General features: G+C 38.1%; 12 protein-coding genes. 6 read left to right on the forward strand and 6 right to left on the reverse strand.

Annotated features, from left to right (window positions below; translation table 11 throughout):
• The first annotated feature begins 20 nt into the window (after positions 1 to 20).
• Together cruF and cruG are read left to right on the forward strand one after the other, a co-directional pair.
• Complete coding sequence (gene cruF / locus IQ237_RS09525) at positions 21 to 929, forward strand: gamma-carotene 1'-hydroxylase CruF (protein ID WP_194054449.1); 909 nt, start codon at positions 21 to 23, stop codon at positions 927 to 929.
• Between the two features lie 165 nt (positions 930 to 1094).
• The gene (gene cruG, locus IQ237_RS09530; protein WP_228019936.1) at positions 1095 to 2264 is read left to right on the forward strand and encodes a 2'-O-glycosyltransferase CruG; all 1170 of its coding nucleotides are present in this window, start codon (positions 1095 to 1097) and stop codon (positions 2262 to 2264) included.
• Positions 2265 to 2396: 132 nt separating this feature from the next.
• Here the strand turns inward: cruG and rnhA are convergent, their stop codons facing one another.
• Positions 2397 to 3305 (reverse strand): ribonuclease HI, encoded by a 909-nt coding sequence (rnhA, locus tag IQ237_RS09535; RefSeq protein ID WP_194054453.1) that lies wholly within the window; start codon positions 3303 to 3305, stop codon positions 2397 to 2399.
• 631 nt (positions 3306 to 3936) lie between these two features.
• Between rnhA and IQ237_RS09540 the strand changes: the two genes are divergently transcribed.
• Positions 3937 to 4416, forward strand: coding sequence for a DUF1499 domain-containing protein (locus IQ237_RS09540; protein ID WP_194054553.1), 480 nt, complete (start codon positions 3937 to 3939; stop codon positions 4414 to 4416).
• Positions 4417 to 4495: 79 nt separating this feature from the next.
• Here the strand turns inward: IQ237_RS09540 and IQ237_RS09545 are convergent, their stop codons facing one another.
• A complete protein-coding gene (locus IQ237_RS09545; RefSeq protein ID WP_096572608.1) occupies positions 4496 to 5059 on the reverse strand; it encodes a pyridoxamine 5'-phosphate oxidase family protein in 564 nt (187 codons plus the stop codon).
• Between the two features lie 69 nt (positions 5060 to 5128).
• Between IQ237_RS09545 and IQ237_RS09550 the strand changes: the two genes are divergently transcribed.
• Positions 5129 to 6067 carry a 1-aminocyclopropane-1-carboxylate deaminase/D-cysteine desulfhydrase gene (locus IQ237_RS09550; RefSeq protein WP_194054455.1) on the forward strand — a complete coding sequence of 313 codons (939 nt, stop codon included), beginning with the start codon at positions 5129 to 5131 and terminating at the stop codon, positions 6065 to 6067.
• A 175-nt stretch (positions 6068 to 6242) separates the two neighbouring features.
• On the opposite strand, the gene IQ237_RS09555 is transcribed toward IQ237_RS09550, so the two are convergent.
• Positions 6243 to 6665 (reverse strand): hypothetical protein, encoded by a 423-nt coding sequence (locus tag IQ237_RS09555; RefSeq protein WP_194054458.1) that lies wholly within the window; start codon positions 6663 to 6665, stop codon positions 6243 to 6245.
• A 409-nt stretch (positions 6666 to 7074) separates the two neighbouring features.
• On the opposite strand from IQ237_RS09555, the gene IQ237_RS09560 reads away from it, so the two are divergent.
• Together IQ237_RS09560 and IQ237_RS09565 are read left to right on the forward strand one after the other, a co-directional pair.
• The gene (locus IQ237_RS09560; RefSeq protein ID WP_194054460.1) at positions 7075 to 7833 is read left to right on the forward strand and encodes a Uma2 family endonuclease; all 759 of its coding nucleotides are present in this window, start codon (positions 7075 to 7077) and stop codon (positions 7831 to 7833) included.
• Positions 7834 to 8026: 193 nt separating this feature from the next.
• Positions 8027 to 8809, forward strand: a complete 783-nt coding sequence (locus IQ237_RS09565; protein WP_194054462.1) for a Uma2 family endonuclease — start codon at positions 8027 to 8029, stop codon at positions 8807 to 8809.
• Between the two features lie 125 nt (positions 8810 to 8934).
• Here IQ237_RS09565 and IQ237_RS09570 read toward each other — a convergent pair whose 3' ends face one another.
• The 3 genes from IQ237_RS09570 to IQ237_RS09580 form a co-directional block, all read right to left on the reverse strand.
• Positions 8935 to 10257, reverse strand: coding sequence for a CO2 hydration protein (locus IQ237_RS09570; protein WP_194054464.1), 1323 nt, complete (start codon positions 10255 to 10257; stop codon positions 8935 to 8937).
• Between the two features lie 259 nt (positions 10258 to 10516).
• Positions 10517 to 12013, reverse strand: coding sequence for an NADH-quinone oxidoreductase subunit M (locus IQ237_RS09575; RefSeq protein WP_194054466.1), 1497 nt, complete (start codon positions 12011 to 12013; stop codon positions 10517 to 10519).
• A gap of 113 nt (positions 12014 to 12126) precedes the next feature.
• Positions 12127 to 13989 carry an NAD(P)H-quinone oxidoreductase subunit F gene (locus tag IQ237_RS09580; protein ID WP_194054468.1) on the reverse strand — a complete coding sequence of 621 codons (1863 nt, stop codon included), beginning with the start codon at positions 13987 to 13989 and terminating at the stop codon, positions 12127 to 12129.
• Between the last annotated feature and the right edge of the window lie 80 nt (positions 13990 to 14069).

A 14069-nucleotide genomic window follows, 5' to 3' on the forward strand; every position in this document is an offset into this window, starting at 1 on the left:
AGGAAGGTTAAGGACTGAACATGAGACAACTTGTTATTTTAGAGCGCGTATGCCTGATTGGTCATATCGTGTCTATGGTGTTTGGATTAGTAGGAATATTATTAGTTATTCCTAATGCCGAAGTAATTTTGAGCTTATCTGAGGTTGGTCAGACTGTCATGCAATGGAGCATGGCTGGTGGTGGTGTTGCCTATATGATTTTAGGTGCAGTGGGTGTGTTCCTGTATGCGTACCGAAATTTGGGTTTAGGAAGGGCTTTGTGTTTTTTAGTGCCTTCTGTGTCCATTTCTTTGACGAGTGAGTTACTGGGAACTAGCACAGGTTTTCCTTTTGGTCACTACAGCTATTTGAGTGGTTTGGGTTATAAAATTGCGGGTTTAGTACCTTTTACTATTCCTTTGTCCTGGTTTTATGTGGGATGTGTTTCTTACCTGTTGGCGCGTGTAGGTTTAGAGGTAGATAAAAAACCCAGTTTATTACGTCATGTAGGGGCGATCGCTCTCGGTGCTTTATTGCTCACTTCTTGGGACTTTGTACTTGATCCGGCAATGAGCCAAACTTCTCTTCCCTTCTGGTATTGGCAACAACCTGGTGCTTTCTTTGGAATGCCTTATCAAAACTTTGCCGGTTGGATGGGTACTGGTTCAGTGTTTATGACAGTAGCGGCGCTGTTGTGGAGAAACAACCCCATCAAATTAGAGCGATCGCAACTCAATATTCCTTTAGTAGTTTATTTGGCTAACTTTGGTTTTGCCACTGTCATGAGTTTAGCTGCTGGCTTCTCTATCCCTGTATTGCTGGGTGTGTTACTTGGCGTTGCACCTGCTGTAGCACTGTGGTTAAGAGGACCCGATGCATCCACTTCCGTAGCTGTGGAAGCAGCAACTCAGGAAGTTTCCGTTGGTAATGTGAAAGTTGCTTTAAAGTAACTTCAATAGTGCTGAGTCAATAATTAATTAATTACACTCAGCACTAACTTGGTAATTGGTAATGGGTAATTGGTATAAATTTTATATTTTCTGCCTTATGCCTCCTGCCTTATGCCTTCTGCCTCCTGGCTCCTGCCTCCTATATTTTTAATTGGTATAAATATTTTGATTACAGAAAGCATTATTTCACTTCTACTATTACTGATCCAAGTACCAGCAACGGCACTGTTATTGTCACGTTTGCTCAAGGGTCCCAGAAGACATCCACCTTTGCAACCACAACAACCAACCCCGGATATTTTGGGTAGTGTGAGTGTGGTTGTTCCCACTTTAAACGAGGCTTTACGTATTAGTCCCCTGTTAGCTGGGTTAAGTCGCCAAAGCTATGAAGTCCGAGAAGTTATTGTTGTGGATAGCAGATCCCAGGATGGTACTCCCGACTTGGTAAAAGCTACACAACAAAAAGATCCCCGCTTTCGGGTGATGAATGATGATCCTTTACCCCCTGGTTGGGTAGGCCGTCCTTGGGCTTTACATAACGGCTTTTTGTTTAGTTCCCCAGACAGTGAGTGGTTTTTGGGGATGGATGCCGATATTCAACCTCATCCCGGTTTGGTAGCTAGTTTGGTGAAAACAGCCCAAACAGAAGGTTATGATTTGGTTTCCCTGTCTCCTCAGTTTATTCTCAAGTATCCAGGGGAATGCTGGTTACAACCGGCGTTATTGATGACGCTGTTATATAGATTTGATCCTGCCGGTATTCACACCGAACAACCAGAACGGGTGATGGCTAACGGACAGTGTTTTTTATGTCGGCGCTCGGTTTTAGCGGCTGTAGATGGTTATAGCAGTGCTAAAGGTTCTTTTTGTGATGATGTTACCTTAGCGCGAAATATTGCGGACGCTGGTTTTAAGGTGGGGTTTTTGGATGGGGCTAAAGTTTTCAAAGTGCGGATGTATGAGGGAGCAAAGGAAACTTGGAAGGAGTGGGGGCGCAGTTTAGATTTAAAGGATGCTTCTAACCGCGCTCAAATTTGGGGTGATTTATGGTTATTGTCCTCTGTACAGGGTTTACCCATATTGATTTTACTCGGCTTTCTTCCCCTGCTCCCCCTGCCTCCCCTGCTCCCCCTGCGCCTGTTATTGGGACTGAATATATTTTTACTGGTAATTCGCTTTGCTTTGTTATTGGCGATCGCTCCTTCCTATGACCGGAAAAATGCCCAGGGTGGTTGGTTGTTCTGGCTTTCTCCTTTAGCTGATCCCCTCGCTGTGCTGAGAATCTTTTTATCTGCACTCCGCAAACCCAAGGAATGGCGGGGGAGAAAGTATTAAATTGGGGACTAGGGACTGGGGAAGAAAATTTTAGATTTTAGATTTTAGATTTTAGATTGGAATTGACAAAAACAATCCAAAATCCAAAATCCAAAATCCAAAATTGTATTACCCATTACCCATTACCATGATTTATTCATTCTCATTTACCACTTGATCGCCTCTTTCTAGTTCCCAAAGAATTTGATTTCCTTCCCGTCGTACCCGTGAAACTATCCAGTTGCGCCAACGCCATTGATCTCCCCGACTGGTGACAGCACTTGCGTGGACATCCATCAAGTCTGCTAGTTCGGAACTGGTGATTAAATAGCCTTTTTCGGCGATTTCGTCAGCAACCCGCAAAGTTTCAACTAGGTTGCGGAGGTGTAAAACCCTCATCTCAGGTGGTTTTTCGTCGTTTGTGGTTGCAGCTGACGCTGTAGATGGTTCCATAGTGGTTGTGTCTGATAAAAAAGTTCTGCTTTCCGAAATGTTTTCTTTGATTTGTGTAGAGTTGATTGGAGAATCAGATACTTTTGTGAAATTTACATTGTTTGTATTGGTTAAGGTTGCATCAAGATTTTCCGGGGATAATTTTTGAAGAGATGGAATTTTGCCGCTGGCAAAGGAGCGAGCAATCACATCACACCTTTCGTTACCTATGTTACCAGAATGGCCGCGCACGTGCTGCCATTTTACAAGTCGGCTGTTGAGTCTATCCAGGGTTTCTAACAGGTCTTGGTTTTGGACTGGGTTTCCGTCTGCTTTTTTCCAACCTTTCTTTTTCCAACCCTGCATCCATTTGGTAACACTGTTAATGAGATATTCGCTATCGGTGTACAGGGTGATGGGTTGGGTTTGTCCAGATGTAGCAAAAAATTCTAGGGCAGCGATCGCCGCTTGCATTTCCATTTTATTATTGGTGGTATGCCGGGATGCGTCCCCCAGTTCGTAAACTGAACCATCATTAAAGTAAACAACAACACCCCAACCACCAGGACCAGGGTTGCCAGTGCAAGCACCATCGGTATATATGCTTTGAATTATCCGTTGTGTAGACATGATGAGTGATTAAAAATTCAAAATTAAAAATTAATAATGAGTTGCACACAGAGATTAGCAAAAAAGTGTTTTATAAATCAAGTCATGAAAGTTTCACCCTCAGTCATCAGTTATCAGTCATCAGCCAATAGTATTATTAGTCAAAATTAAGAAGTTTTAATTTCCAGAATGTTAAGTAGGTAGGCGTTGAAAATTATCATTGTGGCAAGGCAAAAGGCAAGAGAGAAGAGACTTTTAGGGATTTTACATTTTTGTACTTGCTTCGGTTTTTTCATGCCAACTTACTTATTTACATCTATTTCTGTTAATTATGTTTATTTTATATGTTTATTTTATATAGGACTCCTATTTGATTATTGAAAAAAACAGTACATACCGAAACTCTTATTACCTGTTCCCTGTTCCCTGTTCCCTGTTCCCTGACTTTACGAGAAATTTATAAATCAAATCGGATCACTATATGTTTATTTTAGATAACTAAAACTATTGTTTATTCCCTATTCCTTCTTCACTATTTTCTAACTCCACAAAAATACTTTCAACAATATTCCCAATTTATATTAATATTTTATTGTCATTTATTGTCAAATATCAAACAATGATTCAATTAACTGTAGTCAAGAAAATCATCATGCAATATCTAAATACATTTCCACAAAGGATAAAGAGTATTACATTAGCAATACTCTTAAGCTTATTTATTGGTTTAATGCTTCCTGCTGTTACATGGGCAACTGGTTTAGGAGTGACATCAGGTTATCTGAGTCCTTGTCCCAATACAAATAACTGTGTTGTCAGTCAAAATGCAGATGCTAAACACGCCATTGATCCGATTATTTATCATGTAGACCATGATCAAGCAAGAGAAACCTTACTGAAAGTTCTCACTGTTGTACCACGTACAGAAGTTATAGAACAAACAGATAATTACATTTATGCTATTTCTAAAAGTCGGATCTTCAAATTTGTTGATGATGTAGAGTTTTATTTACCAAATGATGAACCAGTAATTCATATCCGTTCAGCTTCTCGTGTGGGAGAGTCGGATCTTGGTGTCAACCGCAGACGTATGGAACAAATTCGTTTAGCTTTGCGTGATTTAAACATTTGATTTTTCTTGATTTCTATTGATTTACATGGAAATAAAATCAAATCAAATATTGAGTTTATAGCATCATCTATTCATCAAATTACCTTTGATTGTGAACCTGAGACAAGGGAGTTAACAAACCATCAATACTGACAAAATTTTTCTGTTGATGATATTCTTTAATTCCCTGTTCACCTTTCTTAATAGCCCAGTTAACTAAAGTGTCTCTTTGTCTTTTATATTCATAAAATGGCACAGCAAAACCACAGGAAGTTTGCACCCTGTCAATATCAGCAACAATTATTTGCCGAGTTCCGTTAATCGGAGGAAATAAAGAATACAAATAATCCCATTCAGCAGCATTAGGTAATATTGTTTTTCCCTGTCCATAAAGCCGCAAAATAGAAGGTGGTTCTTGAAAAGCGCAAAACATAAATGTAATTCTGCCATTTTCTAACAGATGGGCGGAAGTTTCATTACCGCTACCTGTGACATCTAAATAAGCAACCCGATGGGGTGAAAGAATACGAAAGCTGTCTAAACCTTTAGGAGAAATGTTAACATGACCAGTAGGACTTAAAGGGGCAGTCCCAACAAAAAACATCTGCTGATTTGCAATAAATTTTTGCAATTCTTCGGTGATAGATTCAAAAACTTTAGCCATAAACAGTTTGATAGTTTTTGCAGATTTGTTATTTTCTACCATTCCCACAAAGCTTAACTTGTGTTTGAAATGTCGTCAATATTTTTATCTCCACCTCTAGAAAAAATTAATCATCAAATAGCTGATAGTGCTGGTGTTGAGTTATATGTATTCCGTCTTGATCTCATGCACCCCCAAATTAATGGTAACAAATGGTTCAAGCTGAAATACAATTTATTAGAAGCTCAGGAAAAAAAATACTCTACCATTCTTACTTTTGGTGGTGCTTATTCTAACCATATTTTTGCTACCGCTGCCGCAGGTAAGGTTTTTGGTTTGCGTACTATTGGGGTGATTCGTGGAGAAGAAACTTTACCACTGAATCCTACCTTAAATTTTGCCATAGAACAAGGCATGGAGTTAGTATATTGCGATCGCACAACCTACCGCAAACGCCACACAAACCAACTACAGGAAGAATTAAAACAACGCTTTGGTGAAGTATTCATTATTCCCGAAGGTGGTGGTAATTTAAATGGTGTGCGTGGTTGTACAGAAATCATGCAAAATCTAAAATATCTTGAAATTGACACAATTTGTCTCGCCTGTGGCACAGGTACAACCCTAGCTGGAATTGCTTTATCATTATATTCAAATCAGAAAATTATTGGTTTTCCTGTACTAAAAGGTGGAGAATTTTTAGCACCAGAGATTACAAATTTAACACAAGATTATATTCAATCCGGTTTACCTGTACCAGTTAATAATCCGGCACATTGGCAATTGCTACACAATTACCATTTCGGAGGTTATGCAAAAGTTAACCAAGAGTTAATTAAATTTTGTCACGCATTCCAACAGCAAAATAACATACCCTTAGATTACGTATATACGGGAAAAATGTTTTATGGTGTCATGGATTTATTAAAAAAGGGATTTTTTTCACCAGGTAAAATACTATTAATACATACCGGTGGTTTACAGGGAAATTGTGGTATCGAAGAAAAATTAATTACAAAAAATATTTAATGAAAGTCGCTTTTCAGAAATCAGAACCAATCTAGCTGATAAATATAGAACATGAAAATTTTACTGAATAAAAGATATTATTTGATTAAAGTATTTATCAGCAGTCAGCATTCAGCAGTCAGCAGTAAAATATTTCCAGTATTCTGACTCCTGAATCCTGACTCCTGACTCCTTACTAAAAAGCTACACCATGTTTTTTAGCAATTTCAGTAAGTTGATCATACTGATGTTGTGCTGCTTTCGTTAAAATTGCATCTGCTTCTGTGGGATCAGTACCATCTTTAGGAATTAAATATTTCACATAAAGAGCAACAAAATCAACAACAGCTGCTAAACCAGATAAATTATGTTTATCAGATTGTTGTCCAGCAATAACAGCAACTAAACCAGCACGAATAGGATCAGGTTTCAATTTCATAAACTGATCAATTAGCTGTTTTAAATAATCTGCTGGTGCTAAATTTTGCAACTTACTTTGATCAGGTTTAAAATCTAATCCTGCGGACTTTGACTGTTCTAAAACACACCATTCTGTAAATTCTTGCAGTGCAGCATCAGGAAGTTTAGGAAGATATTGGTACAGTTCTAAATTAGACACAGGGTGACACCAAATTGAGGTTTTTTAATTGCATCAAGTCCACCCTAACCCACTGTTTAATAGAGTTTTGTAATAGAACTGACAATAATTAACACGAAATTTAAAGTTGTTTCAAGTATTTAGTTTAAATAAAAAATATAATTGGTAGGTTGGGTTAAGCGATAGCGCAACCCAACAACAGCCTATCAATGTTGGGTTTCCTATTGTCAACCCAACCTACAAAAACTCCTAACCGAGTTGATGCTGCTTTTGGTATTCTTGAATTTTGGCGTTATAATGGTAGTAAATTAAGAATCTATACTCTCACAAAAACACATTAAAAATTAAAACATTAAAAAGCATTGTTGAAAAACATGATTTGTTTTTTGAATCTAAAACCTAAAATCCAAAATCCAAAATCCCAAATAAAATGACTTACTCACCACCTTTACCCCCACAAACAGAACCGCCCCTTCCCCCAAGGGAAACCTTACCCACAATGTATGATTTACCAAGCGAAAACCAGGAGGAAAAAGGTTTGCCAGATGATTTTCATTTTTTACAACCGTTACTTTTATATTTAACTTTTCAACCCATAAACTGGAATCCAGAATTAGTTTATAGTGCTGCGGATCTCAATCTTTATTATGATCTCCAACATCCTTTATGGTATAAAAGACCTGATTGGTTTGGTGTAGTTGGAGTTTCTAAATTATATAATGATCAAGATTTGCGTTTAAGTTATGTCACTTGGCAAGAACCAGCTAAACCTTTTGTGGTAGTTGAATTATTATCACCGGGAACAGAAGAAGAAGATTTAGGAACTAAAGCAAGTCAAGCAGATAAACCCCCTACAAAATGGGAAGTTTACGAACGCATATTAAGGATTCCTTATTATGTTGTTTTTAGTCGTTATACCAATGAAGTCCGCGCATTTCAATTAGTAGGTGGTCATTATGAATCTGTAAATTTCCAGGATGAACGTTTACATATCCCAGAAATAGGTTTAAGTTTGGGGTTATGGGAAGGAAAATTTCGTGGTATTCCTAAACTTTGGTTGAGGTGGTTTACATTAGATGGGGAACTAATTCCCGAACCTTCAGAAGAAGCAAATGCAGCGAACATCAAAGCCGAAAAATTAGCGGCAAAATTGCGTCAATTGGGTATTAATCCTGATGAAATCATGTAATAGTAAATCATTGCTCAATTTCATGCTTTAGGTTTTTAAGCAGAATAAAATAGATACCGTACTTCTTCAAGAAATCCGGTATCTTGATGTTTATTTACCTAAAAATATCTATAATAATACAATAAAGTATGGGTAATTCATGAATTACTCCTACAAAAACCATACCAAAAAATACCACAAGCACGGGGAGTATATGACCTCGACTACAGATTTTACTACCACTCCAATTAGTCTCCCAGACCATACCCAACTACCTTGTGAAGATGGTACATTTGTGAAAAACTTTCAGGAACACCCCCAAAGCATTCTACTAACAGAATCAATTAAACCAATATTACAAAAAATCCATCCCGATGGACAATATTGTATAGGTCAAGATAGCGGTATTTACTGGCGAATTACCGAACCTTTAGAACGGGGTGCAGAAGCTCCTGATTGGTTTTATGTGCCGAATGTTCCGCCTAGTTTAAATGGACAAGTGCGCCGTTCTTATGTTTTATGGCAAGAGTATATTTCACCATTAATTGTCTTAGAATTTGTGTCTGGTAATGGTGATGAAGAAAGAGATAAAACACCATGGAAAGGTAAATTTTGGATTTATGAACAGGTGATACATCCAGCTTTTTATGGCATTTATGAAGTGAATAAAGCTAGTGTGGAAGTTTATCATTTATTGGAAAATAAATACCATTTATTACCTGCTAATGAACGGGGACATTATCCAATTCCCGCTTTAGAAGTAGAGTTAGGAATATGGCAAGGTGAATATCAAAATTTAGATTTACCTTGGTTACGTTGGTGGGATTTAGAAGGTAATTTATTATTAAGTGGAGAAGAAAGAGCAGAACAGGAATATCAAAGAGCAGAAAGGGAAAGTCAAAGGGCAGAAAGGGAAAGTCAAAGGGCGGAAGAGGAACGCCTAAAAAATGAACGGTTAATTGCTCAATTGCGTGCTTTAGGTGTTGAACCGGAGTAAACTAGATAAGCCAGTGGTTGTTTGAAAGTTTCTGTTCTGACATCACAACTCGCTGTAATAATCGTCAATGAATTGGGTAACAGCAGATACCGAACCTCTTTAAGAAGTCCGGTATCTTTAGCTGATTAACGATAATCCTGACTTTGAACACTCCGCAATTTCGCCGCATCTCTCATACCATAATCAGCACGGGTGAAGCGATTCAATTGCATTTCAAAAAACTCCCGATTTGCCTGTAAATGCTTAGGATTAGGATCATCTAAAGGATATAACAACGCAGTTCTTAAAGCCTGAATTACCGCAGATGTGACATTGTACATTGAACGTTGGAAAGTTACACCCAACTGAATCAACATATCATCTTCACCCCGACAATGTTTTTTGTAATAATCAACTAAATATTGGGGAAGAAAATGCAACATATCCTGCATTAATAATGTGGGTGGAATACCCGCAGTACCTACAGGGAATACGTCAGCGTAAAGAATGCCATAATGGAAGTCTTTTTGGTCTTCTGGTACTTGTCCTGCTTGAGCATTATAAGACTTTGTACCTCTAAATGGTGCAGTCCGGTAAAATACAGCTTCTACATAGGGTAAAGCTGCTTCATATAACCAAGTAAAACCTTTAGATTTGGGAATGACTTCATAACATTCACCATCAACATAAACATGATGATAAATAGGACGACCGGCGATCGCAAAAATACCATTCACTAAAAAATTCATGGCATCAGGAACACCTTTAAAACCGCCTTCATCATAAATATCCGACATTTCAAAAAATACCGGTGCCATTACTTCCCAGAAAAGTCCTAAATTGGCATAATAAGACATCATCCGGCACTGTTCCAAAAACATATCAGGGAACAGTTTATAAAGTCCCAACATTAGGGGATTTTTCTTAAAGTAAGCCTTGATAGCTTTATCAGCATTAGCTTTATATTCATCCGAATCTAAATAGGCATCAAATTGATTTACAGGAGCGTACATTTTCCGATGCCATAACATCGCTTGCATACAAGCTTCCGCAAATTCCATGTTAATTCTGTCATGGAATAAATGATGCCAAATCTTCGGCATTTTGCGAGTTTCGCCTTTTTCCATAAATGCCAAAAGTTCAGGATGTGCTGTCGCTTCACCGCGCCAAATTCTTAAATCAGCATCATCCCCTGCATAATGATTATGTAAGTCTAAATATTCTTGAGGTAAGAAATATTTAAAAGCAGGAAGAGGATTTAAAAAGACTCTTTCCCCAATATAAAGCAAGTCGCGCCAGTAAAAATCCATCGGTACTGCGTAAGCTTTATAAATACCGATGATTTGCATTAAGTTTTCTGGTGTATCTGGCAGCATTGAACCACCAGCTTCTAGACGATGAATGACATCGGCAAATTCGTGATTTGATGGTGGTAGTTTAGTGATTGGTTTATCGGGAGTTTGTACCATTTTGATTTCCTATATTTATGAATTTATCACGCAGAGACGCAGAGGCGCAGAGAGATTTAAGAGGTTAATAAACGTACTAGATTATCTATCTTATTCCTTTTCTTCTTCTCATTCTTCTCTTCCTTCGTGTTCTACCCTTCGGGAACACCTTCGGTGAACGTGCCTTCGTGGTTTTTCTCGTTTTTTTCTCGTTCCCATACAGAGTATGGGAATGAATTTTAAAAGGCTCTGCCTTTTAGTTTTTTGACAGCTTAAAAAATTACTTCAATGGCACTTGAGAAATTACGGTTTTTTCAGGAATAGCAGCTACCATTGCTGTAGTTGTGGTTTCACTCCAGCGCACTAACCAGGTAGGTTGTACTCCCAAGAAAATGATCAGGGAAGCTAATATTAATGCGGGAATTTTTTCTGCCCAAACCACTCTGGGATAATAAGCTAAGTCGTTATTTAGTCTACCGAAACAGGTGCGGTTGAGAAGAATAACGAAGTAAACCGCAGTTAAACCAGAGGAAGCTACACACAATAATGTGGGGATGGGGAAGGTGGAAAAACTACCTTGGAAAACGATAAATTCTGCAATAAAACCTGTTAAACCAGGAATACCGGCGCTGGCCATACCACCTAACACTAGTAAAGCACTGACGATAGGTAAACCGCGAATAGGACTCATTAAACCATTGAGTTTATCTAATTCTCTTGTTCCAACTTTGGTTTCTACAAGTCCAACTAAATGGAAGAGAATAGCCAGAATTAAACCATGACTAAACATTTGCGCGACTGCACCAACTAAGGCCAGGTTGGTACTAGAAGCTGCTGCCAATAAAATATAGCCCATGTGTCCGATTGAACTATATGCTACCATGCGTTTGATGTCTTTTTGGGCGATCGCTACAACTGCCCCATAAATGGCACTAATAGCACCCCATATTGCTAAGGTTGGTGCTACTACATTCCAAGCTTGAGGAAATAAACCTAACCCAAATCTTAATAGTCCATAAGTTCCTAACTTGGCTAAAATTCCACCTAATAAAATGGCAATAGGTGCAGAAGCTTCAACGTAAGCATCAGGTAGCCAAGTATGGAAAGGAATTAAAGGAATTTTAATCCCAAAACCTAAAATTATTCCGATTAATAAAATTAACTGCATTCCCGCAGATAGGTTTTGAGTGTTAACAGTATCTAAGGCAAAACTATGAGAACCACTTAACCAAACTATGCCCAGGAATGTTGCTAAAATAAATGCCCCGGAAACTGCTGTGTAAATCAAAAATTTCATCCCAGCATAGGCGCGTTTTTCTCCTCCCCAAATGGAAATTAATAAATAAAATGGTATTAATTCCAATTCATAGAAAAGGAAAAAAAACAGTAAATTCTGTGCTAAGAAAGCACCAGCAACTCCACCGCTAACTAATAAAATCAGCGAATAGAAAAGTTTAGGACGTTGGGTATTTTCGTTACTGCTGTAAATAGCTATCCAAGTTAACAAGCTATTCAATATCAACATTAATATTGATAGCCCATCAACACCTAATTGATAATTTAAACCCAAGGTTTCATTCCAAGGTAAATACTCTTGAAACTGCATTCCTTGACTATTGATATCAAATTTTAGCAAGATGAAACTATTCCATAACAATGCCACAAAAGCAATAGTTAAAGATACCAGTCTGATTCTATTTTTAGGAATAATTGTATCTGGTAAGATACCGATAATTGCCGCGCCGATAATTGGCAACCAAATTAAAACACTCAACATTTTTTTTGGTAATTGGTAATTGGTAATTGGTAATTGGTGATTGGTGATTGGGAAGAATAAACTCTTGGCTTTTTACTGTCACCTGTCACCTGTCACCTACTGATAGCTTTTATTTAAAAAACTAAATCCATGAACTGCACACCCCAAAAAGGCCATGTTACCCAAGCACCTAAAACGCTAACTCCTAACAAAACAGTGAAAGCGTAAAATTGGGTTTGTCCATTGTTGCTATATTTCAAACCTTCCCCACCTAATAAGGAGAATAAACCGACAAAATTAACAATGCCATCAACGACAAATCTATCTACCATGTCAGCTAATTTAGAAAGTTGGGCAACGCCAAAAATGATGGTCATTTTGTAAAGTTTGGGGGTGTAAAAATCGTAAGCAAGTAAATTTTGTAAACCTTGGAAGGGTAAGCGAACTGGTTTAGGAATAATGTTTCCTAAATAAATTACAGCACTAATACTGCAACCAAAAATACTTGACCAAATAAATAACAATGCCACATCTTTATTTAATGTTGCCCAACTAGGTAATAAAGATAAACTTTCCAACACTAAAGGCAGATGTAAAACGAAGCCAAATAAAACCATCATCGGCAATACCATCAACCAAATAGCTTCCGGTGAACGTTCACTCATTTGTTTGGGTTTACCACCAAAGATTAAACCAAATTCTCTGGTTAAACTAAAGGCTGTAAACACATTGACAGCAATTATTATTCCTACTAACCAAGGGTGTGTTCCCCATAAACCATCAGCTAATTTTACTAATGCCCAAAAACTACCTAAAGGTGGAAAACCAATTAAACCCAATGTTCCCACAATAAATGCTAAACCGGAAATAGGACGACGTGACCATAAACCACCGAGTTGGGTAACGTCTTGGGTGACACTATTCCAAACTATTCCTCCGGTACTCATGACTAAAAGTGCCGTGGATAAAGCATGAGTGAGGACTAATAATAATGCGGCTTCATCCTGTTGTGTGCCTACGGCAATAAACACTAAGCCCATGTAAGCACTGACAGAATAAGATAAGCAGCGTTTGATGTCAATTTGGGCGATCGCAATTAATGAACCACCAATAGCTGTAACTACACCAATAGCTACCATTGCAGAGGAAGCTATGGGAGACAAACTAAATACAGGTTGTAATTTAATCAGCACCCATGCACCACTAGCAACTACCACTGAGTTCCGTAAAATGGTACTGGGAACAGGTCCTTCCATTGCTTCATCTAACCACAAATGCAAGGGAAATTGAGCGCATTTACCCATGGGACCGGCAATTAAAGCTAAACAAACTAAAGTAATAATTGTGGGGTCTACTTGGGCAGTTTGCGCCCAAATTGCTAAATCTTTATAATCCCATGTTCCCGCTAAAGTCCACAGTCCTAAAACTCCCATTAACAGGAATAAGTCACCAACCCGCTTAGTTAAAAACGCATCTCGCGCACCAGTCACAACCAAGGGTTGACTAAACCATAAACCTACCAACAGGTAAGTTCCTAAAGTGAGAATTTCTAAAACTACATAACTGAAAAATAGGTTATTACATAAAGCTAAGGCACATAAACCAGCTTCAAATAAACCTAATAAAGAATAAAATCTTCCCCAACCCCAGTCCATTTCCATATAACCCACAGCATAAATTTGGGCAAGGAAATTTAAACCGGTAATAACCATTAATGCCCCTACATTAATTGCAGAGAGTTCTAAATTAATAGTTAGGTTTAAACCTGCTGTGGATAACCAAGGAATAAATACCTCTTTAGCAGGATGATTCCAAGTAGCCAGAAAGGCTATGGCAGAATGTAAAAACGCCAAAAATGTCATTACTAAGTTGACATAACCAGCAGGTCTAGGTCCGGTTTTCCTGATTATTCCCGGCGACCAAGGTAAAGCTAAAACACCACCTAATAAAGCATAGCAAGGGACCAGCCAAACGGTCTCTAGCAGGTACTGAGACATGAACTCACCTCTATATTTGCACTAAATACTTTTGCTTGTTTGTCAACAAGCGTTGATCCCTGATGATGTTAACTAGGAAG

It is taken from the genome of Sphaerospermopsis sp. LEGE 08334 (assembly GCF_015207205.1).
Taxonomy (GTDB): Bacteria; Cyanobacteriota; Cyanobacteriia; order Cyanobacteriales; family Nostocaceae; genus Sphaerospermopsis.